Consider the following 21,791-nt stretch of genomic DNA (forward strand, 5'->3'; position numbering starts at 1 on the left):
ACAACGCTCCCTGCCGGGAGCGTGAGACTGATGATAAACACAACATTGCCTGATGCGCTGTGCTTATCAGGCCTACAAGGTTTCTGCAATATATTGAGTTCGCGATATTTTGTAGGCCGGATAAGGCGTTTACGCCGCATCCGGCAAGAACAAAGCGCACTTTGTCAGCAATCTGACGCTCCCCACCGGGAGCGTTTCTTTTGCGACAAATCAACAAACCCACACTTACACTTTGTTGTTTACCTTGATTTATTATACCGTCGCGCCTCTTTTATAACTGGCTTACTCAGGGAACCATCATGCGAAAGAAGTGTTAATTCGGGCAGAGAGTAAGTTGATCCTTGCCGGTTTATTCTTCGGCGTGGTGAGCTATCTGCTGCATGCATACGGATTATTTTCGCTATTAACCGATTTCTCTCGCTTACAGACTGTCGTACAGCAAAGCGGTACGCGAGGTTATGCGCTGTATATTGCGTTATTTATCCTTGCAAGCTTGTTCCTGCTGCCGGGTAGTCTGGTGGTTATTGTTGGTGGGTTGGTGTTTGGCACCCTGACAGGCACGCTGTTATCTCTGATTGCGGCGACGCTGGCCTCGGCGGTGTCATTTTTATTTGCCCGCTGGCTGGGCCGGGATATTCTGTTGAAATATCTCGGCCATACTGCCGTCTTTCAGTCCATAGAAAAAGGAATACTACGCAGCGGCAGCGATTATTTAATTCTGACGCGGCTAATTCCGTTATTCCCTTACAACATCCAGAATTACGCCTACGGGCTAACGGCTATTCCGTTCTGGCGATATACATTAATCTCTGCGGTCACCACATTGCCGGGTATATTTATCTACACCCTGATGGCCAATGAACTCGCCGCGCAAGGATTAACGGCCATATTTATGGTAAAGCTTTGCCTGGCGGGCGGTGTATTGTTTCTGTTGGTTCAGATAGCGAAGCGCTACGCGCGTTACCGTAAAATCGATTTGCGCCAGGAGAATTACCATGAATAACGTCTGGTGGAGCCGTGCAGCCATTGCCGTCCTGGTGATAACCGCTGCGCTCGCATGGGCCTTTATCCCTGCGGTGAACCTGTTTATCAACCACAGTATTGCCGCACTCGCCTCGCTGGACCAACAGGGCATAGAACACTTTATTCACTCCTGGGGCCCTCAGGCAGCAGTCGTATCCTTCTTCCTGATGATTTTACAGGCCATTATTGCCCCGCTTCCGGCTTTCGTGATCACCTTCGCCAATGCATCGTTGTTTGGCGCGTTCTGGGGCGCCTTGCTTTCATGGAGCAGCGCCATGGCCGGGGCCACGCTGTGCTTTTATCTTGCCCGCATCCTTGGGCGCGAAGCGGTAGAAAAGCTCACCGGTAAAAGCGTTCTGAAAAGCATGGACGGCTTTTTTGCCCGCTACGGCAAACATACGATCCTTATCTGTCGATTGCTGCCTTTTGTCCCCTTTGATCCCATTAGCTATGCGGCGGGTCTGACATCCCTGCGCTTTCGTCATTTCTTCTGGGCGACGGCCATCGGCCAGCTTCCCGCTACCGTGGTCTACTCGTGGGTGGGAAGCATGCTGACGGGAGGAACCTTTTGGTTTGTCACGGGTTTGTCTATCCTTTTTGCGTTGAGCGTGTTGATTGTCATGGCGAAAAGCCTGTGGCTTGCCCGGGGAAAAAACGAACATTAAAACGATTCAGGAGAAATTATGCGTTTTCTGCGATGCCGCCTGCTGTGCCTGGGAGTGTTATTGCTGGCGCCTCAATTCGCCACCGCCGGGGATGCTCACTGGCAGGCTATCGAACACGAAGCTAAAGGCCAAACAGTCTGGTTCAACGCCTGGGGCGGCGATGCGGCGGTCAACCACTATCTGGAGTGGGTCAGCGGCGAGGTAAAACGTGATTACGCCATAAACCTGCGGATCGTGCACATTGCCGATGCGGCAGATACGGTCAAACGCATTCAGACCGAAGCCAAAGCCGGGCGCACCGCAGGTGGTTCGGTAGATCTACTGTGGGTGAACGGGGAAAACTTCCGCACGCTGAAAGAAGGCGGCCTGCTGCGCACCGGCTGGGCCGAGCAATTGCCCAACTGGCAGTATGTCGATACGCAAAAACCGGTGCGCGAAGATTTTTCTGTGCCGGTAGAGGGCGCGGAATCGCCGTGGGGCAGCGCGCAGCTGACGTTTATCGGCCGCCGCACGCAGACGCCGCAGCCGCCGTTGTCGCCCCAGGCGCTGCTGGCTTACGCGAAACAGTATCCGGGAACCGTCACCTACCCGCGTCCGCCAGACTTTATCGGGACGGCGCTGCTTGAGCAGTTGTTGATTAATCTCACCACCGAACCTGATGCGCTCAAACAGCCTCCACAGGCGGGTCACTTCGCGCAGGTTACCGCCCCGCTCTGGCGCTATCTCGACGAACTTCATCCGCTGCTGTGGCGTAACGGACGCGATTTCCCGCCAACGCCTGCGCGAATGGATGCCATGCTGGCGAACGGGACGCTGCGTTTGTCGCTGACCTTCAACCCTCTGCATGCTCAGCAAAAAATCGCCACCCGCGAACTGCCGGACGACAGTTACAGCTTTGGTTTTCAGGCCGGAATGCTGGGTAACGTCCATTTTGTGACGATTCCGGCGAACGCCCGGGCCAGCGCGGCGGCGCAGGTTGTGGCGAATTTCCTGCTGTCGCCTGAAGCGCAACTGCGCAAAGCCGACCCTGCGGTGTGGGGCGACCCGAGCGTGCTGGATGCAAACAAGCTCAACGCCTCACAGCGCGATGCGCTTTTGGCCCGCATCCCCGCTGACCTGCCCCCCGTGCTGGCTGAGCCGCATGCCGCATGGGTTAACGCGCTGGAGCAGGAATGGCTACGCCGCTACGGTACACATTAAGCGCTCTCTGTTGCGGCGCAATGCTGATTATCTACCTGCCGCTGTTTCCTGCGGCAGGCTTTTTGCGCCCGGCATTTACCCCAGAAAACTGGCGTCTGTTGGCTGACGATCCGCAACTCAGCCAGGCCCTTAGTGCCACGCTTATTTCATCGTTGATTGCCGTGGGCGGCGCACTCACCCTGACGCTACTCATGGTTGCCGCGCTATGGCCTTCTCCCGGCTGGCAGCGCCTCACAGCCCGTCTGCCGCTGCTGCTCGCGCTGCCGCACGTGGCCTTCGCTACCGGCGCACTGCTGCTGTTTGCTGAAGGTGGCGTTATCTACCGTTTTATCCCCGTTATGCACGCGATCCCTGACCGCTACGGTATCGGGCTTGGGCTGGTGCTGGCGGTTAAAGAGAGTGCGTTTCTGCTGTGGGTAAGCTGGGCGGTATTAGGCGAAAAACAGCTCAGTGAACAGCTCATCGTCATGCGCAGTCTCGGCTATGGCCGGGGGCAGTGCTTGCGCTATCTGATCCTGCCCACTCTGCTGCCCGCACTGAGCGTCGCCCTGCTGGCGACCACTGCATGGACGCTGTCCGTCGTCGATGTGGCGATTATCCTTGGGCCCGGTAACCCGCCAACGCTTGCCGTGCTGGCGTGGCAATGGCTCAATCAGGGGGATGACCATGCGCAAATCAAAGGCCAGTTGAGCTGTATGATACTGCTGGTATTGCTGGCTGCGCTGGCGCTTAGCGCATGTGGGCTGTGGCGAGCCTGGCAATATTTCTTTCCCGGCCTTCATGGTCGTCGCCGTGCGCAAACGTCACGGTTGAGCGGGAAGCTAGTGAGTGAAGTCATCCCGCTGAGCGGTGTGCTCTGTACACTGACGCTTGTGCTGCTCGCCCATGCCGCACTTGCGGATGCGCTGATAGTTAGCAACAGTTTTTGGCTGGCATTGTGGGCTTCATTGCTGGGCGCTGTGCTCTGCCTGCTATGGCTGGAATGGGGGCCAGGGGCCCTGACGCGCTGTCTGTGGTTGCCGCTTATTCTGCCCGCCTTGCCGCTAGCGGCGGGACAGTATGAGATTGCGTTATATGGCTGGCTGGATGGGCAATTTACCACCGTGCTATGGGGACATCTGCTATGGGTGATCCCCTGGATGCTTTTCATCCTCCGCCCGGCCTGGCAACGCATCGACCCGCGACAGGTGTTGATTGCCCGCACCCTCGGCTGGCATCAGACGCGCATTTTTGTGCAAATCAAATGCCCGCTGGTACTCAAACCGCTACTCTCTGCGCTGGCGGTGGGCTTTTCAGTCAGCATTGCGCAATATTTACCTACCCAGTGGTTGGGCGCAGGCCGCGTTCCGACGCTCACCGCCGAAGCGGTAGCGCTTTCCAGCGGCGGCGCATCGGCGCAACTTGCCGCTCAGGGGCTCTGGCAGCTCATACTGCCCGTGCTGTTTTTCACGCTCACGGCGCTTCTTGCGCGAACGATCGGCCACTTTCGACAAGGACTACGCTAATGTTGCAGATAAACAACGTCACGCTGAAGAAAGGCCAACAGCTGCTGTTGCGCGATGTCTCCTTGACCGTTCAGCCTGGCGAAATCGTCACGCTGATGGGCCCCTCCGGCTGCGGAAAATCCACGCTGTTTTCCTGGATGATTGGCGCGCTGCCCTCCGCGTTTCAGGCCAGTGGCGAACTGTGGTTGAACGGCTCGCGCATTGAACAGTTGCCTACCGAGCGGCGACGCATTGGCATTCTGTTTCAGGATGCGCTGTTGTTCGACCATCTGAGCGTGGGCCACAACCTTCAACTGGCGCTCCCGGCCTCGGTGCGCGGTCATCAGCGCAAGGTCGCCGCACAAGACGCACTGGCGCGTGCCGGGCTAAGCGATTTTTATGTCCGCGATCCGGCAACACTCTCAGGCGGCCAACGCGCACGGGTAGCGCTATTGCGCGCGCTGCTGGCCGAGCCCGACGCACTGCTGCTGGACGAGCCCTTCAGCCGGCTGGATAGCACCTTGCGAGTTTCTTTCCGCCAGTGGGTCTTCGACATGATTCGCGCGCAAAATATCCCCACTCTTCTGGTGACGCACGATGCGGCGGATGCGCCTGAAAATGCGCCATGCCTTGATATGATGCGCTGGCATCATACTATTTAGCGACGTGATATTTCACCATGAAAACTGTTCAGGCGCGATAATACTGCGTTAACGCAAAGTATTTACTGAGGCAGGCGTTCAAAATGGCGTTCCATTTTTTACTTGTCGGGCGATTCGATGAAACGTGTTTCTCAATTCTCTTTGCTGGCCCTCGCGCTTGGTCTTTCCACCTCGGTTTTGGCTGCTGATATGGCGAAAACGCTGAGCTATTCCCACCTGTTGCAACAAAATGGCGTCGCTATTGATACGCGGATGAGCGCGTTCTATAACGGCTGGCCGCAAAGCGCCAATGGCCCGCAGGGGCATGAACCGATGGCGCTTAATCTGTCAGCCAGCTGGCTTTCGTCGATGAGCGACGAGCAGCTTGCCGCCTGGGCGCAGCAGCATAAGCTGAAAAAAGAGACCGCTCTCGCGCTGTACGGCAGCGATAAAGACAATCAGGCCGTTGCTGACCGTTTAGAGAAAATCGGCTACACGCAGATCTCACGTTTAAGCGACGCCCTGCAACAGCCAAATCGCCTGCAAAAGCTCCCCCACTTTGAACAACTGGTCTACCCACAGTGGCTTCACGATCTCCAGAAAAGCAAATCTGTAGAGGCTAAACCTACGGGTGACTGGAAGGTATTTGAAGCCGGTTGGGGCGCGCCGAAACTTTACTTACTTAGCCACATTCCAGGGGCGGGCTACATTGATACCAACGAAGTCGAAAGCGAGCCTTTGTGGAATAAAGTCTCTGACGAACAGCTGAAAGCGATGCTGGCGAAGCACGGCATCCGCCACGACACTACGGTTATTCTCTACGGCCGTGACGTTTATGCCGCCGCGCGCGTGGCACAAATTATGCTCTACGCCGGGGTGAAAGATGTCCGTTTGCTCGACGGTGGCTGGAAAACCTGGTCTGACTCAGGACTGCCGGTTGAACGCGGTACTGCCGCGAAAGTCAAACCCGAGCCAGACTTTGGCGTCACGATTCCGGCGCAGCCGCAGCTGATGCTGGATATGGAACAGGCTCGCGGCCTGCTCAACCGTAAAGACGCCTCGTTGGTCAGCATTCGTTCCTGGCCGGAATTTATCGGCACCACCAGCGGGTATAGCTACATTAAGCCAAAAGGCGACATCGCTGGTGCACGCTGGGGCCACGCGGGCAGCGACTCCACGCATATGGAAGATTTCCACAACCCGGACGGCACCATGCGCAGTGCGGATGATATTGCGGAAATGTGGAAGAGCTGGAATATCACGCCTGAACAGCATGTTGCGTTTTACTGCGGCACCGGCTGGCGCGCCTCTGAGACCTTTATGTACGCGCGTGCCATGGGCTGGCAAAACGTTGCAGTCTACGACGGCGGCTGGTACGAATGGAGCGCGAACCCGAAAAACCCGGTGGCGACGGGCGATCGCAAACCTGAATAGCGCAAGAGACTCTGTCGGGTAACGGTGTTACCCGACATGACCGGGAGAGATCTCTCGATCGTGCAGACAATTTTTCATTATCGCCTGAATAAGAGAATAACGTCGCATATCCACTGGAAGGAACCAAAAAATGGAATATTTTGGCAATCTTATACGTCTTCTGGTCGTTTGTATGGTGATAATGCCCTTAGCGGTCAGTATCATCGTGGGACTGAAAACTAACCAGAATCAACACTCCGGTCTTGACGAACCCGCGAAACAAGCACGCGTATGGCGCAACAGTATTCTGGCATTCTTAGGATGTCTTATTATTGGCATTTTAGTCGTTTTAGGGGCAATCACCCAGTAAGTGGGCTGAGAATGAATGTTGAGCCGGAGTATTCCGGCAACTAACGGATTAAGGATAATCAATTCATGATAAGTGAACAACGGCTTAATGACGTCACAACTCTTGCACTGGTATTGCTGGTGATCATGCCAATCATCATTGGTATCATCGTGGCACTGAATAGCTGGCAGAAGCATAATGTGGGGCCACACTATGCAGGTAAGCACTGGCGCGTTTGGCGTGACGCGATTCTGGGGATTGTTATCAGTGCCGGCGTTGGTTTTCTGCTTTTCATCTCATCTCTGACGAGTTAACCCCTTCTTATTCGAACTGTTTATCTTATTTCCTGTTAACCGGAATAAAGGGCTCTACATGTACGTTTCAATTCCCTTCTTTCACGCCTTTATTGGCTATGTCGTGGTATTTCCGCTTCTGGCAAGCCTCATTGTCGCCATCCTGGTATGGCGAAAAATCAAAGTCGCTCAGGATAGTTCCGGTAAAACGGGCTGGATTATCTGGACCGTTGTGCTCATTTCAGGGCTCACGCTCGCGGTCTGTGTTTTTCTGGGTTTGGCTTTCTTGTTCATAACAGCATGATAATCGACGTTATTATCCTGTCTCGATTATTTGTCATTTCTCATACTCTTTCAACGTCACATACCCTCCCCACACCCGATTAAACGTTGTCAGCCAGCATAGCGCGCCAAAAATCCACGCCAGCCAGGAAAAGTAAGCCGGGAAGAGGCAGCAAAGCACAAATAACGCGATAGTTTCACTGCCTTCCGTCAGGCCGCCGAGGTAATAAAATGATTTGTGCGCATAGCCGGGATTATCGATATTGTATTTGGCGGCCAGCGCGGCAAACGCCAGGAAACTGCTGCCGGTACCGATAAATGCAAACAGTAGCCACGCACCCGCTATAGCGTTGTTCACCGGGTCCGCAAGGACAAAACCAAACGGCACCAGCGCGTAGAAAAGAAAATCAAGCGCGATATCAAGGAAGCCGCCTGCATCTGATAACCCCCGCCGCCGCGCCAGCGCGCCGTCCAGCCCGTCGCACAGACGGTTGAGTGCTATCGCTGCCAGCGCCGCACCGTACCACCCCAGCGCCAGAAACGGCAGCGCCAGCACGCCAATGGCAAAACCGACCAGCGTGACGCCATCGGGCGTGACTGACGGGCGATCCAGTGCGCTCGCCGCACGATTGAGCCAGGGTTTCAGTCGAGGGTGAAGATGTCGGTCAAGCATGCGGTTTTCCTGTTGGGGAACATAAACCCTGAGAAGGGATATCCAGCGCGGCGTTGAATCGCGCCGAGAGATTCTGAAAAGCAATCAGCGCCGTCATTTCAGTAATTTGTGCATCGTTAAAGTGACAGTGTAACGCCTCTTTTTCTGCCTCGGTGACCACCGGCGGCGTTGCGGTAACCGCTTCCGCATAGGCCAGCGCGACACGTTCCGCTGGGCTAAACAGGGCTGAATCACGCCATTGCGCCACTGCCTGCACTTTCTCCATCGCGCCGCTGCGCTGCGCTAGCCGCAGACTGTTGGCATCAATACAGAATGCGCATTCGCACTGCTGGGACACCCGCGTCATCAATAGCGCCCGCAGGCCAGGGTCAAGCCGCGCGTTTTTGCGCTCCAGATAGCCGACAAACAGCGCCACCAGCCAGAACAAACGCGGCATACGCCCCCACCAGCGCGTAGGGTTCAGCACGGCGCCGTAATGTTTTTGCTGTATGGCGGCAATGGGTTTGAGGCTCAGCGGCAATGACGCCAGCGGTTGCACCCAGAATGGTTTGTTTTTCACCCGAAAACTCCGGCAAGGCTTTAGCGAAAGAAGAGGCAAGGATATTATGGTAATACATTCACAGGATCTTTGACCGATATGCTAAAAACCATTGATGTTGTCGCCGCCATTATCGAACAAAATGGAAAAATCCTTCTCGCCCAGCGCCCTGCTCACGCCGATCAGGCCGGAATGTGGGAGTTAGCCGGGGGAAAAGTGGAACACGGCGAAAGCCAGCCGCAAGCGCTGATCCGCGAGTTACGTGAAGAGTTAGGTATTATCGCGCAACCCACCCGCTACATCGCCAGCCACCAGCGTGAGGTCTCCGGGCGAATTATTCATCTGCACGCCTGGCACGTTCCGGTTTACGAGGGTGAGATCGTCGCCCACGAACATAGCGCGCTCGTGTGGTGCCTCCCGGATGAAGCACTCGGTTATGAGCTTGCACCCGCCGATGTCCCACTGCTTGAGGCATTTATCACTTTACGCGACGCCAGATAAGCGGGTTGGTGCTGAGGGTTTTCTCGTCTCGCAGGCACTGTAACAGGCCGCCATCGGTGTTAATGACCGCGCCTTCGGAATAATATTCATTCTGATACACACAGCACTGGCTACAATTCTGCACGTTTTTCCCCTGTGTGTTGAACACCTCGGGGGGCACATTCACCTCCACCTGCGGGCGCGCGAATGCGGCTCCCGCCATTACCACCAGTAACCCTGCCAGCCATTGCGTTTTCATCGTCGAGCCCCTGTTATCTGCTTCTGTGTATCTTTATATCGACCCATTTACTCACTTCCTTAAGTGTAAATGCCTATCGGTTTTTATTATGACCCACCGCTGCGTATTAATTTTCCTTTCGGGCTCAATTTTGCTTGTCAAAAGTTAGCAACGTAATGATATAGTCAAAAAACATCACGACGTTAAAACATAAATCACAACAAGCACATACATCATTAACTATAAGAGGAACTTATACTTATGGATCAGGTTGGCTCTCTGGAAAACTTCCTTGCCCACGTTCAGCAACGCGACCCACACCAGACAGAATTCTCTCAGGCCGTACGCGAAGTCATGACCACTCTTTGGCCATTTCTGGAACAGAACCCGCAATATCGTCGCCTCTCGCTGCTCGAAAGGCTGGTTGAACCAGAGCGCGTGATCCAGTTTCGCGTGGTATGGGTGGACGATCGCAATCAGGTACAGGTAAACCGCGCATGGCGCGTTCAGTTCAGTTCGGCAATTGGGCCGTTCAAAGGCGGGATGCGTTTCCACCCTTCCGTTAACCTGTCTATTCTGAAATTCCTCGGCTTCGAGCAAACCTTCAAAAATGCCCTGACCACCCTGCCTATGGGCGGCGGCAAAGGCGGCAGCGATTTTGACCCCAAAGGCAAAAGCGAAGGCGAAGTGATGCGCTTCTGTCAGGCGCTGATGACTGAACTCTATCGTCATCTTGGCGCAGACACCGACGTCCCGGCGGGCGATATCGGCGTGGGCGGTCGCGAAGTCGGCTTTATGGCTGGCATGATGAAAAAACTCTCCAACAACACCGCCTGCGTGTTTACCGGCAAAGGTCTTTCGTTCGGCGGCAGCCTGATTCGCCCGGAAGCCACCGGTTACGGGCTGGTTTATTTCACCGAAGCGATGCTTAAACGTCACGGTTTGGGCTTTGAAGGCATGCGCGTATCGGTTTCCGGCTCCGGTAACGTCGCGCAATACGCGATTGAAAAAGCGATGGAATTCGGCGCACGTGTGGTTACCGCATCCGACTCCAGCGGCACCGTGGTGGATGAAAGCGGCTTCACCAAAGAGAAACTGGCGCGTCTGATTGAAATCAAAGCCAGCCGCGACGGTCGCGTGGCCGATTACGCGCGTGAATTTGACCTGGTGTATCTGGAAGGTCAGCAGCCGTGGTCCGTACCGGTTGATATCGCCCTGCCGTGCGCCACGCAGAACGAGCTGGATACCGATGCGGCTCGCGTACTGATTGCTAACGGCGTCAAAGCCGTTGCCGAAGGTGCGAATATGCCAACCACCATCGAAGCCACCGAACTGTTCCTTGAAGCAGGCGTGCTGTTTGCACCGGGTAAAGCGGCGAACGCGGGCGGCGTGGCAACGTCAGGACTGGAGATGGCGCAAAACGCCGCGCGTCTGGGCTGGAAAGCCGAGAAAGTCGATGCGCGTCTGCACCACATCATGCTGGATATTCACCATGCCTGCGTCGAGCATGGCGGCGAAAGCAAGCAAACCAACTACGTGCAGGGCGCGAACATCGCAGGCTTCGTGAAAGTTGCCGATGCAATGCTATCACAGGGTGTGATTTAAGTAGCAAATGTCTGATGGCGCTGCGCTTATCAGGCCTACAACTGGACGCAATTCATTGAAATTGTGCGCTATTGTAGGCCGGGCAAGCGCAGCGCCCCGGCGAAGAGGTCAGGTTGAGGATGTGCCCCAGGGGAGATTTTTAATGGGCCAGAGACAATTCTTACGATAATGTTCCAGAATTTCCACGTCGTAAAGATGCCCTTCTTCCAGTTCAGCATCCATAAGCTTCATTCGATAGCAGAAAGCATGCCAGTACCAGGACCCCATCAACCTGTTTCGATGGAATTCTTCTTCGCTCTCAAACAGTTCATAGGCCTTTTTCGAGGCAATCAAAATATAGTGCCAGGCCAGATCTTCCTCAATCGTTCCATTCTGATATGTTGAGCAGGTTAAGCCTATTATCCATTCTATCTCGGCCCCCCATATCAAGCGCGGAGATGACTTATCAAATCGACGGACGGTACAGTCATAAAGATAATCTTCAGGAAATTCCTTAACCTTACTTAACATCGCAATGACTTCTTGCGGATTTTCTTCCATGTGTTCTTTAAAATGATTAGCGCCATGCTCCCCCGAGAGAAAATATTCCATTAGCGCGATATAACTTTCGGTATCGACTATCCCCCAGTCGTCGTCTAAACACTTACGACGCTGGCGAGTCACGCCGACAGACTCAAAGCTTAAAATTTGATAACGAAAAGTATCCGTTCCCGATGCTGGCTGGCGTGGCCAAAACTCAAGCGTTTCAGACCACTGTTTATAATTAAAGCGATGAGGTGCAACCAGCCGCAATGCCTGCAATTTTTCCTCACTCAGCGGCTCAATTCCTTTAACCTTATAATAGTGCAACTGTTCTTTTTTTGCCCTGAAGCCTGCGTAAATAACTAACCCAGCCATAATTAATAGATAAAGAAAAGCATAGCCAGCGGACATTTTACCTTTATTACTTAAGCCATTTTCTGTGAGACCTGCACCAACAAACAAAGCGGCAAAAGCACAGGTTAAATAAAACCCCCACTTATAAACCAGCATGGCTTTATTTTCTTTAATTATCTAATCCAGACTAATATTAAATATTTCCCAACCGTTAAAAGAAAATTTCTCACTTCCTGGATGGTTTTGTAATAGCTGTTTTTTCATCACATTCCCTGTAAACACACACGCAGAAGGCGACAATTTTATCCCGGCAAAAAAAATATCCAACGGATTCTCAAAATCCGCTGGATATTTCAGAATTTGACTCGTGTAGTGCGAAAAGTTCGCGCGCTTACGCTATCGCCCCACTGCCCATTTCATCTGATGGCGGGCTTTTTTTCGCGCTACGTTTACGCGGGGCGCTCTTTTTCTTCTCACCCGCCGCACCGCCCGGCGCGACAATGCCGCGGAAACGTCTGACCGGCGTACTGCGGGCCTGATCAATCAGTTGATACAGCGTGCCCACCAGCGGCTGCATAAAGTCCTGATAGCGGCACTGTTTTTCGCTGATTTGCGTCAGGATTGACTCCCAGTGCGCCGTCATATCAGGCCGTGTCGCCATTTCCGGCAGCGAGTGGAACAGCGCTTTGCCCGCGTCAGTCGAGTGAATATAGCGCCCCTTTTTAGTCAGGAAGCCGCGTTTAAACAACAGTTCGATAATCCCTGCGCGCGTCGCTTCGGTGCCGAGGCCATCCGTTGCACGCAGGATCTTTTTCAGATCTTTATCCTGCACAAAACGCGCGATACCGGTCATAGCCGACAGCAGGGTTGCGTCGGTGAAGTGGCGCGGCGGCTGGGTTTGCCGTTCCACCACTTCTCCTTTTTCGCACAGCAGTTCATCGCTTTTGGCAACCACCGGCAACGGCGTACCGTCGTTCTCTTCATCGCGTTCTTTCCCGCCGAGCAGCGTACGCCAGCCTGCTTCGGCAAGAAAACGCGCCTTAGCGATAAATTTACCATTAGCAATATCAAGGTCTATCTGACACTTGCGGAAAACCGCGTCCGGGCAGAACTGCATCAGATACTGACGCGCCACCAGGGTGTAAATCTTCGATTCGTTTTCCGTCAGATTGACGTTGCTCGACCGCGCAGTAGGGATAATTGCGTGGTGCGCGTCAACCTTTTTGTCATCCCAGCAGCGGTTGCGCGTGTCCGGATTCACCACCGGTTGCGGCAAAAGATCCGGCGCGTGGACGCCTATCGCATTCAGCACCGCATGTCGCCCGGCGAAATGCTCTTCGGGCAAATAACGGCTATCCGAACGTGGGTAAGTAATCAGTTTGTGGGTTTCGTACAGCTTCTGGCAGATATCAAGCACATTCTGCGCGCTCAGGCCGAAACGTTTGGCGGCCTCAATCTGCAATGCGGAAAGCGAGAAAGGCAACGGGGCGGATTCTGATTCCCGTTTATCGTTATAGGCCGTAACGATCGCCGGCTGACCTTCGATGCGCTTGACCACGTGATCGGCCAGCGCGCGATGCAGCAATCGCCCCTCTTCGTCCTGATACGGCTCGCAGGCTTCGCTCGGCTGCCAGACGGCGGTGAAACGCTCGTCTTCCGGGGTGACAATGTGCGCCTTCACTTCGAAGAAATCTTTGGCGACAAAGTTTTCAATCTCTTCATCACGACGCACCACCAGCCCCAGCACCGGCGTTTGTACCCGCCCCACGGAGAGCACGCCGTTATATCCCGCGTTACGCCCTAAAATAGTGTAAGCGCGGGTCATATTGATACCGTAAAGCCAGTCGGCACGGGCGCGAGCCAGCGCGGAAACGCACAGCGGAATGAAGTCGCTGTTGGCGCGCAGGCGCGTAATCGCCCGCTCCACCGCCTGCGGGTTCAGGTCGTTGATCAAACAGCGTTGCACCTGCTGGCGCTTTTCGGGCGCCAGCGAGAGGTAGTCCAGCACTTCATCCACCAGCAGTTGCCCTTCTCTGTCGGGGTCTCCTGCGTGAATGACTTCGCTGGCCTCGTGCAAAAAGCGCTTAATAACGTTGAGCTGCTTTGTCACCGACGGGCGCGGCTGAAGCTGCCACTTCTCCGGGACTATCGGCAAATCCTGCAAATTCCAGCGCGCATAACGGCTGTCATACGCGTCCGGCTGCGCCTGTTCGAGTAGATGGCCAATACACCAGGTCACCACCTGACCGTTGCCGCATTCGATATAGCCGTCGCCCTTTCGATGGGGTTTAGGTAGTACATCGGCAATGGCACGCGCCAGGCTCGGTTTTTCCGCAATAAACAGGCGCATCTGCTTAGCGGATCTCAATCATCGGGCGACCCGCGCGGGCCTCAACCAGACCACCAATCGACGTTAAGGTAATGCCATACTCCGCCGCCGCAGCCTGCACCTCTTGCTCGGCTTCCGGCGTGACCGCCAACAGCAGGCCGCCAGAGGTTTGCGGATCGCACAGCAGCGAACGCCATTCGTCCGGCATCTCACCCATCAGGTGACCATAGCTGGCGAAGTTGCGCCCGGTACCACCCGGCACCGCGCCCTGCGCGATGTACTCTTCCACGCCCGGCAGTTTCGGCACATCGGCAAAATTCACCTGCGCCTGTACGCCAGCGCCCTGGCACATTTCGCTGAGGTGTCCCAGCAGACCAAAACCGGTGACGTCCGTCATCGCTTTGACGCCATCAATATTGGCGAAGGCCGCGCCAGCCAGGTTCATCTGGCACATCACTTCCGTTGCCAGCCCCTGATGTTCAGGTTTCAGCAGCGATTTCTTTTCAGCGGTGGTGAGTACGCCAATCCCCAGCGGCTTGGTGAGGAAAAGTTTGCAGCCCGCCTGCGCGGTGCTGTTTTTCTTCACGCGCTCGGTCGGCACGACACCCGTGACCGCCAGCCCGAAAATAGGCTCCGGCGCATCAATAGAGTGGCCGCCCGCCAGGGCGATACCCGCTTGCTGACAGGCAAAGCGCCCGCCGTCGATCACGTCGCGGGCGATTTCCGGGGCCAGGGTGTTGATTGGCCAGCCGAGAATCGCAATCGCCATAATCGGTTTGCCGCCCATCGCGAAGATATCGCTGATGGCGTTAGTGGCCGCGATACGGCCAAAATCAAACGGGTTATCAACGATCGGCATGAAGAAATCGGTGGTACTGATAATCGATGTGCCGTTGCCGAGGTCGTACACTGCCGCGTCATCACGGGTTTCATTGCCGACAAGCAGGTTCGGGTCGACAAACTTCGCCTGTTCGCTATGCAGGATGGTTTCCAGCACTTTCGGGGAAATTTTACAACCGCAACCGGCTCCGTGGCTGTACTGTGTTAAACGAATGGCTTGCTCGCTCATGGGCATCTCCTGATTTTGCCAATCCCACTATGGTAGCGCCCAAACGGCGGCGTGGTAAGTCCGACACTCCGAAATCGCTCACTACTGCTCACTTCGCAAGCAATTGTCCGTTTTGCGACACAGGGCAATTTTTCTTACCGCGTTTTTCCTTCTACTAATTAGTGGCATGAATATATTAGTGTCAAAACCTGCATATCAGGATAAAAATCAAAAGGAAATATCAATGAAAAAACGCATTATCGCCCTTTGCCTGGCAACACTCTTTACGTCCAGCGCTTTTGCTCTTGCTCCGGCCGGGAACGACGCCACCACCAAACCAGACCTCTATTATCTGAAAAATGCGCAAGCCATTGATAGCCTCGCTCTGCTGCCGCCTCCGCCAGCCGTAGGGAGCATCGCATTCCTGAACGATCAGGCGATGTATGAACAAGGCCGCCTGCTGCGCAATACCGAACGCGGTAAGCTGGCGGTGGAAGATGCAAACCTGAGCGGCGGCGGCGTGGCGAATGCCTTCTCCGGCGCGTTTGGATCGCCGATCACCGAAAAAGATGCACCGCAGTTGCACAAACTGCTGACCAACATGATTGAGGACGCGGGCGACCTGGCAACCCGTGGTGCCAAAGAGAAATACATGCGCATTCGTCCGTTCGCTTTCTATGGCGTACCGACCTGTAACACCACCGAGCAGGATAAGCTGTCGAAAAACGGTTCTTATCCGTCTGGCCACACGTCTATCGGCTGGGCCACCGCGCTGGTGCTGGCAGAGATTAACCCGGACCGTCAGAACGAGATTTTAAAACGTGGGTATGAGCTGGGCGAAAGCCGTGTGATCTGCGGTTACCACTGGCAGAGCGACGTAGATGCCGCGCGCATCGTCGGTTCCGCTGTTGTTGCTACGCTGCATACCAACCCGGCGTTCCAGCAGCAGTTGCAAAAAGCGAAAGACGAATTCGCTAAACAGCATAAGTCTTAATGTAAAAAGCCCGGTGGATTATGCCGCCGGGCGATCGGTTTTGTCAGAAACGCACCACAAACGGGGCCGTATCCGGCACCGACACGGAGGTAGACGCCTTCAGTTGTGGCGTGCCTAAGTAGAGAAAACCGACGATTTTATCGTGTTCCCCGCACTTCAGCCCTTCACGCACCACCGGGCTATCGGTTAACGCACCGCTGCGCCAGATACCGTTAAAACCCTGCGCAACCGCCGCCATCTGCATTGCCATCACCGCGCAGCCTGCCGACATCTCCTGTTCCCATTTTGGCACTTTGTGATGTGGCTGACACTTCGCCACTACCGCGATAATCAGCGGTGCACGGAATGGCGCATTACGTGCTTTATCAATCGCTTTCTCATCGCTGCCCGCGTCAATTGCGCCTTTTTCCAGCAACTGGCTGAAACGTTCGCGGCCTTCTCCCTCGATGATAAAAAACTGCCACGGCTGTAGCGTGCCGTGATCCGGGGCACGCATCCCGGCTCGCAGGATATTTTCCAGTTGCTCACCGGCTGGCGCAGGGTCAGCCAGGCGGGAAGCGCTACGGCGATTTACCAGTAATTCAAGTGCGTCCATTGATTCGCTCCTGTCATGTTATTTTTCACAAAATTAACATGCGCGGGGAATTTGTTACAGCGCCGAAGGCGATTCCTGCTGACAACGGGCGGCGCTCTATTTAGGATAGCCAGATGTTTCACCGCTTCCGGTGGACCGTTTACTGTCTTTATCAGGGAGAAAACATGCGAACCCTATGGCGTTTTATCGCCGGATTCTTTAAATGGACGTGGCGATTACTCAATTTTGTCCGCGAACTGGTGCTGAATCTGTTCTTTATTTTCCTCGTGCTGGTTGGCGTGGGGATCTGGATGCAGCTTAGCAGCACGCCTGAAAGCAACAGCACGCGCGGCGCGTTGTTGATGGACATCAGCGGCGTGATTGTCGATAAGCCTTCAGCCAGCAGTAAGCTGGGCGTGATTGGTCGTCAGCTGTTTGGATCAAGCTCCGATCGTTTACAGGAAAACTCGCTGTTCGATATCGTCCTGGCTATCCGCCAGGCGAAAGATGACCGCAATATCACCGGTATCGTGCTGGATCTCAAGAACTTCGCCGGGGGCGATCAGCCTTCGATGCAGTATATCGGCAAAGCGCTGCGCGAGTTCCGCGACAGCGGTAAGCCGGTTTACGCTGTGGGCGACAGCTACAGCCAGGGTCAGTATTACCTCGCGAGCTTTGCCAATAAAATCTGGCTCTCGCCACAGGGCGTGGTTGACCTGCACGGTTTTGCCACCAACGGCCTCTATTACAAATCCCTGCTTGAGAAGCTGAAAGTTTCTACGCATGTATTCCGCGTCGGCACTTATAAATCCGCCGTTGAGCCATTTATTCGCGATGATATGTCCCCTGCCGCGCGTGATGCCGACAGCCGCTGGATTGGCGAGCTGTGGCAGAACTACCTGAATACGGTGGCAGCAAACCGCAAAATCACCGCGCAGCAGGTCTTCCCTGGCGCGCAGGCGATGCTTGATGGCCTGACCAAAGTGGACGGCGATACGGCAAAATATGCGCTTGATAGCAAACTGGTAGATTCCCTGGGCAGCAGCGCAGAAATCGAAAAAGCGCTCAGCAAAGAGTTTGGCTGGAGCAAAGCGGATAAAAACTACCGTGCAGTCAGCATTTACGACTATGCGCTGAAAACCCCGGCAGATACGGGTTCCAGCATCGCGGTCGTCTTTGCGAACGGTGCAATTATGGACGGTGAAGAAACGCCGGGGAACGTCGGCGGCGATACCACCGCGGCGCAAATCCGCGATGCGCGTCTTGACCCGAAAGTGAAAGCGATTGTTCTGCGCGTCAACAGCCCTGGCGGCAGCGTCAGCGCCTCCGAAGTGATCCGCGCAGAACTGGCTGCGGCGAAAGATGCGGGTAAACCGGTTGTGGTATCGATGGGCGGTATGGCGGCATCCGGCGGTTACTGGATCTCCACCCCGGCAAGCTACATCGTGGCGAACCCGAGTACGCTGACCGGCTCTATCGGTATCTTTGGCGTGATCAACACCGTGGAAAACTCGCTGGATTCCATCGGCGTACACACGGATGGCGTTGCCACTTCTCCGCTGGCAGATGTGTCGATGACCAAAACGCTGCCGCCGGAAGTGCAGCAGATGATGCAACTGACCATTGAGAACGGCTATAAACGCTTTATCACCCTGGTTGCGCAGTCGCGCCACAGCACGCCGGAGCAGATTGATAAAATCGCGCAGGGCCACGTATGGACCGGGCAGGATGCGAAAGCTAACGGACTGGTCGACAGCCTCGGTGATTTCGATGATGCGGTCGCCAAAGCCGCTGAACTGGCGAAGCTGAAAGCGTGGCACATTGACTACTATCAGTCTGAACCGACGTTCTTCGATATGGTGATGGATAGCGTCTCCGGCTCGGTGCGCGCCTCGCTGCCGCAGGCGTTGCAGGCGTATCTGCCTGCGCCGCTGGCCTCAGCCGCCAAAGAGGTGAAAGCCGAAACGGACAAGCTGGCCGCCTTCAATGACCCGCAAAATCGCTATGCGTTTTGCCTGACCTGCGCCAATATACGTTAATCGCAATCCCCTCTACGGAGGGGATTTTCTTTCGCTTACTCAAACGAAACCATGCAAAAAAAATCCATTTACGTCGCCTATACCGGCGGTACCATCGGGATGCAGCGTTCCGAACACGGCTATATTCCTGTCTCTGGGCATCTGCAACGTCAGCTGGCGCTGATGCCAGAATTCCATCGCCAGGAGATGCCGGATTTCACCATCCATGAATATCAGCCCCTGATGGATTCTTCCGATATGACGCCGGAAGACTGGCAGCACATCGCCGATGATATCAAAGCGCACTACGATGATTATGATGGCTTCGTGATCCTTCACGGCACGGATACCATGGCCTTCACCGCTTCGGCGCTGTCGTTCATGCTGGAAAACCTGGGCAAACCGGTAATTGTGACAGGGTCACAAATCCCGCTCGCCGAGCTACGTTCGGATGGACAAATTAATTTGCTGAATGCCTTATACGTAGCGGCGAACTACCCGATCAACGAAGTCTCGTTGTTCTTCAATAACCGCCTCTATCGTGGCAACCGCACCACTAAAGCGCACGCCGACGGTTTTGATGCCTTCGCATCACCGAACCTGGCGCCGCTGCTGGAAGCGGGGATTCATATCCGCCGCCTGGGTACACCACCCGCGCCGAGCACCTCGGGCGAACTGATTGTCCATCCGATCACCCCGCAGCCAATTGGCGTGGTGACCATTTACCCCGGCATTTCCGCCGACGTGGTGCGCAACTTCCTGCGCCAGCCGGTGAAAGCGCTGATTCTGCGCTCTTACGGTGTCGGTAACGCGCCGCAAAACGGCGAGTTTTTAAAAGAGCTGACCGAAGCCAGCCAGCGCGGCATCGTGGTGATTAACCTGACGCAGTGCATGTCCGGCAAAGTCAATATGGGCGGCTACGCCACCGGCAACGCCCTCGCCCACGCAGGCGTGATTGGCGGTGCGGATATGACCGTCGAAGCCACGCTGACCAAACTGCACTATCTGTTAAGCCAGAACCTTGATGCCGACGCCATCCGCAGCGCCATGCAGCAAAACCTGCGCGGTGAGCTGACGCCAGACGACTAAGGAGCCTTCATGAAAGCACGAGCACTGTTACTGGTTGATCTGCAAAATGATTTCTGCGCAGGCGGCGCGCTTGCCGTTGCCGAAGGTGATAGTACGGTTGATATCGCCAATACGCTGATTACCTGGTGCAAAGCGCGCGGCGAAGCCGTTGTGGCGAGCCAGGACTGGCATCCCGCCAATCACGGTAGCTTTGCCAGCCAGCACGGCGTTGAGCCCTACACCCAGGGCCAACTTGACGGGCTGCCGCAAACCTTCTGGCCCGATCACTGCGTGCAACACAGCGAAGGTGCCGAATTGCACCCACTGCTGGCGCAGAAATCGATTGATGCGGTGTTTCATAAAGGCGAAAGCGTCAATATTGACAGCTACAGCGCATTCTTCGATAACGGTCATCGCCAGAAAACGGCGCTGGATGCGTGGCTGCGTCATCATGAAATCAGCGAGCTGATTGTGCTCGGTCTGGCAACCGACTACTGCGTGAAGTTCACCGTGCTGGATGCGCTGGAACTGGGGTATCGCGTGAACGTGATAACCGACGGCTGTCGCGGCGTGAATATCCAGCCGCAGGACAGCAATCAGGCGTTTATGGAGATGGCGGCAGCGGGCGCAACGCTCTATACGCTGGCGGACTGGGAAGAGACGCAGGGGTAATTTTTTCACTCAATGCCCGGTACAACTTGTTATCGGGCATTTAATGGAAAGATCTGATAACCGGCATTATTGGGCAGCGAATCCGTGGCCCACGCTTCATCCTTTCGGCTATCGTAGAGGATATATTTCCCCTGCCACTCTCCTTTTCCCTCGACGTTCCTGATGACCAATAACGTATGATTTTCGCCAAACCAGACAGCTTCCGGCGCATTCCTTTCCGAGAAGCAAAAACCTTGCGGTACGCTTTTTTGGGCACCCGATTCTTTTACCCCGGTTACCAGACAACCACTGATATAAGGCGGGCCATAACTCAGGGCAAAAATTAGCGCGTGATTAACGCATCTCGCCATTACCAGTTCCCCGGTTCTGACGCTGCCATCCAAAAATGCAGAAGTAATGGTGTTGTCAAAAGCGAGATAAGGCGTATCGCCATCAATAGTTTGTAGTGACAACAGGGTTATTTCTTTTTCTTCTGGGATGGCGCAGGTTTGGAGGTTTTTGATTGTTGCGGACAGGCAATTAATGGGCATAAGCGCCAATAAAATGACTATTATTGATAAATGCCTCACGCCCCTTATGGAGAGGGTTATTATCCGCATCGTTTGCATCCAGACTCACCATTTACAGTTCATATCATCAGTGAGCACAGAGATATTTTCTTTAAATCTGATTATTTTCCCTGCAGCTGACTTATAGTAAAAATCATTAAACACTGCACCTTGCGTGGAAACAACATAGGTGCCATTAACCTGACCTTTTATCACTTCAAGCCATGTATAAGTGAACTCGGAAGGTCTTCCTTCGAAAACTTCCTCAGTTCTGCCCACAAAAGCGAGCGGGATGAAAGCAGACCCTTTTTCATATAGAACATAGCCGAGACTCGCTTCTTTACTTATTATCTCGGTAAACTTGAGGTTGGTTGTTCCGTTACTAAAACAACCTACAATAGTTTGTTGACTTGCATACAATGATGAGGGCATCAATAATAATAGGATTATTGACAAGGCAATTAACATTAAAAACTCCTTATAACTATTATTGACTATATAGCTCCACCGTATTTCTGGGTAAAAAATATGATAGCGGAGTCGTTGGGATTTCAATATATCTAGCGGAACACAACTCCCCCATAGAAGCATCGATTACTGATAAGTAATTCTGGCTGATTACGATTGTCACCTTATTATAAGTTTCATTAAGCATACTAATTATATTGAGTTCATATTTTCCGAAAACATCAACATTAGAAATATGATTAAGCTTCCACTTGGTTTGTTTAGCAAGTGAGGTTCCAGGCATAAACTGAAGCAAAAATAACAGCATCAATA

At 54.3% G+C, this 21,791-nt stretch carries 23 protein-coding genes and 1 pseudogene; 15 read left to right on the forward strand and 9 right to left on the reverse strand.

The genetic code is table 11. The features are described 5' to 3' along the window. Positions 1 to 316 precede the first annotated feature (316 nt). The 9 genes from G163CM_RS07655 to G163CM_RS07695 all read left to right on the forward strand — a co-directional run bounded on the left by G163CM_RS07655 (position 317) and on the right by G163CM_RS07695 (position 7,372). Positions 317 to 1,003 carry a TVP38/TMEM64 family protein gene (locus G163CM_RS07655; RefSeq protein WP_231828343.1) on the forward strand — a complete coding sequence of 229 codons (687 nt, stop codon included), beginning with the start codon at positions 317 to 319 and terminating at the stop codon, positions 1,001 to 1,003. Then, the gene (locus G163CM_RS07660; protein ID WP_231827593.1) at positions 996 to 1,688 is read left to right on the forward strand and encodes a TVP38/TMEM64 family protein; all 693 of its coding nucleotides are present in this window, start codon (positions 996 to 998) and stop codon (positions 1,686 to 1,688) included. The genes G163CM_RS07655 and G163CM_RS07660 overlap by 8 nt, the downstream gene beginning before the upstream one ends. Positions 1,689 to 1,706: 18 nt before the next feature. Continuing rightward, complete coding sequence (locus G163CM_RS07665) at positions 1,707 to 2,888, forward strand: ABC transporter substrate-binding protein (protein ID WP_231827600.1); 1,182 nt, start codon at positions 1,707 to 1,709, stop codon at positions 2,886 to 2,888. Further along, a complete protein-coding gene (locus tag G163CM_RS07670; protein WP_231827601.1) occupies positions 2,861 to 4,393 on the forward strand; it encodes an ABC transporter permease family protein in 1,533 nt (510 codons plus the stop codon). Before G163CM_RS07665 ends, G163CM_RS07670 begins: the two co-directional genes overlap by 28 nt. Then, positions 4,393 to 5,034 (forward strand): ATP-binding cassette domain-containing protein, encoded by a 642-nt coding sequence (locus tag G163CM_RS07675; protein WP_231827602.1) that lies wholly within the window; start codon positions 4,393 to 4,395, stop codon positions 5,032 to 5,034. The genes G163CM_RS07670 and G163CM_RS07675 overlap by 1 nt, the downstream gene beginning before the upstream one ends. A gap of 117 nt (positions 5,035 to 5,151) precedes the next feature. After that, complete coding sequence (locus tag G163CM_RS07680; protein ID WP_231827603.1) at positions 5,152 to 6,447, forward strand: sulfurtransferase; 1,296 nt, start codon at positions 5,152 to 5,154, stop codon at positions 6,445 to 6,447. A gap of 130 nt (positions 6,448 to 6,577) precedes the next feature. Then, a complete protein-coding gene (locus G163CM_RS07685) occupies positions 6,578 to 6,796 on the forward strand; it encodes a hypothetical protein (RefSeq protein ID WP_231827604.1) in 219 nt (72 codons plus the stop codon). Between the two features lie 65 nt (positions 6,797 to 6,861). Beyond that, positions 6,862 to 7,089, forward strand: coding sequence for a hypothetical protein (locus G163CM_RS07690; protein ID WP_231827605.1), 228 nt, complete (start codon positions 6,862 to 6,864; stop codon positions 7,087 to 7,089). Positions 7,090 to 7,147: 58 nt separating this feature from the next. Then, the gene (locus G163CM_RS07695) at positions 7,148 to 7,372 is read left to right on the forward strand and encodes a hypothetical protein (RefSeq protein WP_231827606.1); all 225 of its coding nucleotides are present in this window, start codon (positions 7,148 to 7,150) and stop codon (positions 7,370 to 7,372) included. Positions 7,373 to 7,405: 33 nt separating this feature from the next. Here the strand turns inward: G163CM_RS07695 and G163CM_RS07700 are convergent, their stop codons facing one another. After that, positions 7,406 to 8,023, reverse strand: a complete 618-nt coding sequence (locus tag G163CM_RS07700) for a CDP-alcohol phosphatidyltransferase family protein (protein WP_231827607.1) — start codon at positions 8,021 to 8,023, stop codon at positions 7,406 to 7,408. After that, complete coding sequence (locus G163CM_RS07705) at positions 8,016 to 8,582, reverse strand: carboxymuconolactone decarboxylase family protein (RefSeq protein ID WP_231827608.1); 567 nt, start codon at positions 8,580 to 8,582, stop codon at positions 8,016 to 8,018. Before G163CM_RS07705 ends, G163CM_RS07700 begins: the two co-directional genes overlap by 8 nt. 78 nt (positions 8,583 to 8,660) lie before the next feature. Here G163CM_RS07705 and G163CM_RS07710 point away from each other — a divergent pair, with 78 nt between their 5' ends. Next, positions 8,661 to 9,062, forward strand: coding sequence for a pyrimidine (deoxy)nucleoside triphosphate diphosphatase (locus G163CM_RS07710; protein WP_231827609.1), 402 nt, complete (start codon positions 8,661 to 8,663; stop codon positions 9,060 to 9,062). On the opposite strand, the gene G163CM_RS07715 is transcribed toward G163CM_RS07710, so the two are convergent. Then, the gene (locus tag G163CM_RS07715) at positions 9,040 to 9,300 is read right to left on the reverse strand and encodes a DUF1496 domain-containing protein (protein WP_015964775.1); all 261 of its coding nucleotides are present in this window, start codon (positions 9,298 to 9,300) and stop codon (positions 9,040 to 9,042) included. The genes G163CM_RS07710 and G163CM_RS07715 overlap by 23 nt on opposite strands. A gap of 240 nt (positions 9,301 to 9,540) precedes the next feature. Between G163CM_RS07715 and gdhA the strand changes: the two genes are divergently transcribed. After that, the gene (gdhA, locus tag G163CM_RS07720; RefSeq protein ID WP_231827610.1) at positions 9,541 to 10,884 is read left to right on the forward strand and encodes an NADP-specific glutamate dehydrogenase; all 1,344 of its coding nucleotides are present in this window, start codon (positions 9,541 to 9,543) and stop codon (positions 10,882 to 10,884) included. Positions 10,885 to 10,992: 108 nt separating this feature from the next. Here the strand turns inward: gdhA and G163CM_RS07725 are convergent. From G163CM_RS07725 to selD, 3 genes and pseudogenes are all read right to left on the reverse strand, one after another. Then, positions 10,993 to 12,024 (reverse strand): annotated as a pseudogene (locus tag G163CM_RS07725) (DUF1266 domain-containing protein). Positions 12,025 to 12,151: 127 nt separating this feature from the next. After that, complete coding sequence (locus G163CM_RS07730) at positions 12,152 to 14,110, reverse strand: DNA topoisomerase III (RefSeq protein ID WP_231827611.1); 1,959 nt, start codon at positions 14,108 to 14,110, stop codon at positions 12,152 to 12,154. A 4-nt stretch (positions 14,111 to 14,114) separates the two neighbouring features. Next, the gene (selD, locus tag G163CM_RS07735) at positions 14,115 to 15,158 is read right to left on the reverse strand and encodes a selenide, water dikinase SelD (RefSeq protein ID WP_231827612.1); all 1,044 of its coding nucleotides are present in this window, start codon (positions 15,156 to 15,158) and stop codon (positions 14,115 to 14,117) included. 223 nt (positions 15,159 to 15,381) lie between these two features. Here selD and phoC point away from each other — a divergent pair, with 223 nt between their 5' ends. Beyond that, entirely contained in the window at positions 15,382 to 16,131 is a 750-nt protein-coding gene (phoC, locus tag G163CM_RS07740; protein ID WP_231827613.1) for an acid phosphatase PhoC, read from the forward strand. A 43-nt stretch (positions 16,132 to 16,174) separates the two neighbouring features. Here the strand turns inward: phoC and G163CM_RS07745 are convergent, their stop codons facing one another. After that, positions 16,175 to 16,726 carry an NAD(P)H nitroreductase gene (locus G163CM_RS07745; RefSeq protein WP_231827614.1) on the reverse strand — a complete coding sequence of 184 codons (552 nt, stop codon included), beginning with the start codon at positions 16,724 to 16,726 and terminating at the stop codon, positions 16,175 to 16,177. Positions 16,727 to 16,890: 164 nt separating this feature from the next. On the opposite strand from G163CM_RS07745, the gene sppA reads away from it, so the two are divergent. Genes sppA through pncA form a run of 3 tightly spaced genes read left to right on the forward strand, consistent with a single transcriptional unit; the run spans position 16,891 to position 20,463 of the window. After that, positions 16,891 to 18,744, forward strand: a complete 1,854-nt coding sequence (gene sppA, locus G163CM_RS07750; protein WP_231827615.1) for a signal peptide peptidase SppA — start codon at positions 16,891 to 16,893, stop codon at positions 18,742 to 18,744. Positions 18,745 to 18,795: 51 nt separating this feature from the next. After that, positions 18,796 to 19,812: an asparaginase gene (gene ansA / locus G163CM_RS07755; RefSeq protein WP_015964783.1), complete on the forward strand. Its 1,017-nt coding sequence runs from the start codon at positions 18,796 to 18,798 to the stop codon at positions 19,810 to 19,812. Between the two features lie 9 nt (positions 19,813 to 19,821). Further along, positions 19,822 to 20,463 (forward strand): bifunctional nicotinamidase/pyrazinamidase, encoded by a 642-nt coding sequence (pncA, locus tag G163CM_RS07760; protein ID WP_015964784.1) that lies wholly within the window; start codon positions 19,822 to 19,824, stop codon positions 20,461 to 20,463. A gap of 29 nt (positions 20,464 to 20,492) precedes the next feature. On the opposite strand, the gene G163CM_RS07765 is transcribed toward pncA, so the two are convergent. Both G163CM_RS07765 and G163CM_RS07770 read right to left on the reverse strand, forming a co-directional pair. Beyond that, positions 20,493 to 20,993: a hypothetical protein gene (locus tag G163CM_RS07765; protein WP_231828344.1), complete on the reverse strand. Its 501-nt coding sequence runs from the start codon at positions 20,991 to 20,993 to the stop codon at positions 20,493 to 20,495. 84 nt (positions 20,994 to 21,077) lie between these two features. After that, positions 21,078 to 21,479, reverse strand: coding sequence for a hypothetical protein (locus G163CM_RS07770; RefSeq protein WP_231827616.1), 402 nt, complete (start codon positions 21,477 to 21,479; stop codon positions 21,078 to 21,080). Positions 21,480 to 21,791 lie beyond the last annotated feature (312 nt).

Source organism: Pseudocitrobacter corydidari (assembly GCF_021172065.1).
GTDB lineage: Bacteria > Pseudomonadota > Gammaproteobacteria > Enterobacterales > Enterobacteriaceae > Pseudocitrobacter > Pseudocitrobacter corydidari.